1 protein-coding gene is annotated in these 1,204 nt (G+C 44.4%); it reads left to right on the top strand.

Features of this window, described 5'->3' with window-relative positions; genetic code table 11:
- On the top strand, positions 1–1,204 hold a 1,204-nt coding region (locus J580_RS22715; RefSeq protein WP_032006086.1), incomplete at both ends, for a fimbria/pilus outer membrane usher protein.

The following is a 1,204-nucleotide window of genomic DNA, read 5'->3' as shown; positions in this document are numbered from 1 at the left end:
CCTCGGCACTCCCACAATTCTCCGGCTCGGCAGCATTGCCTTCAACACTGGATTTATACGTCAACCAGCAAAAGATTTATTCAGGTCTAGTGCCATCTGGTCCCTTTGATATTAAACAGCTTCCATTTATTTCAGGAAATGAAGTCACCCTTGTGACTACCGATGCAACGGGACAGCAGAGCATTACCAAAAAGCCGTACTATTTTTCATCCAAGATTCTGGCAAAAGGCATAAATGAGTTTTCAGTAGATGTCGGTATTCCACGCTACAACTATGGACTCTATTCAAACGATTATGATGATGCCACCTTTGTCTCAGGTGCGATCCGATACGGCTACAGTAACTCACTGACCTTAAGCGGTGGCGCAGAGGCTTCAACAGATGGCCTGTCGAACCTCGGCACAGGATTTGCCAAGAATGTTTTGGGTATTGGCGTGATCAATGCCGACATTGCAGCAAGCCAGTATAAAGATGAAAAAGGTTACTCTACCTTGCTGGGTTTGGAAGGGCGCATCAGTAAGAACATTTCATTTAACACCAGTTACCGCAAAGTATTTGATAACTATTTTGACCTAGCCCGTGTATCTCAAGTGAGATATTTAAAAGATAACCAGATCAATGCCGAGTCACAGAACTACCTGAACTACAGCGCACTGGCAGATGAGATTTTTAGAGCAGGGATTAACTATAACTTTTATGCAGGTTATGGGGTTTATCTGGGCTATAACCAGATTAAATATAGTGACAACTCTTACAAGTTACTGTCTACCAATTTAAGTGGAAGTCTGGACAAGAACTGGGGTTTTTATGCATCTGCTTATAAAGATTATGAAAACCATAAGGACTATGGAGTTTACTTTGCGCTGAGATATACCCCGTCCAGTAAAGTGAATGCGATCACGAGTGTATCTAGTGACAGCGGTAACCTACGGTATCGCCAAGAAATATTCGGTTTGTCAGAACCACAAATTGGTTCATTTGGCTGGGGTGGCTATGTTGAGCGAGATCAGGATGCAAAAGAAAACAATGCATCGATTTATGCCTCTTACCGTGCCCGAGCAGCTTACCTGACGGGACGCTATAACCGATTTGGCGACAACGATCAGGTTGCACTTTCAGCAACAGGTTCATTGGTTGCTGCGGCGGGACGCATCTTTGCGGCCAATGAAATTGGAGACGGCTATGCGGTCGTAACCAATGCTGG

Source organism: Acinetobacter sp. 1542444 (assembly GCF_000581835.1).
Taxonomy (GTDB): domain Bacteria; phylum Pseudomonadota; class Gammaproteobacteria; order Pseudomonadales; family Moraxellaceae; genus Acinetobacter; species Acinetobacter pittii.
Note: the sequence above shows the minus strand (reverse complement) of the source record. Positions and strands in the feature narration are given on the sequence as shown.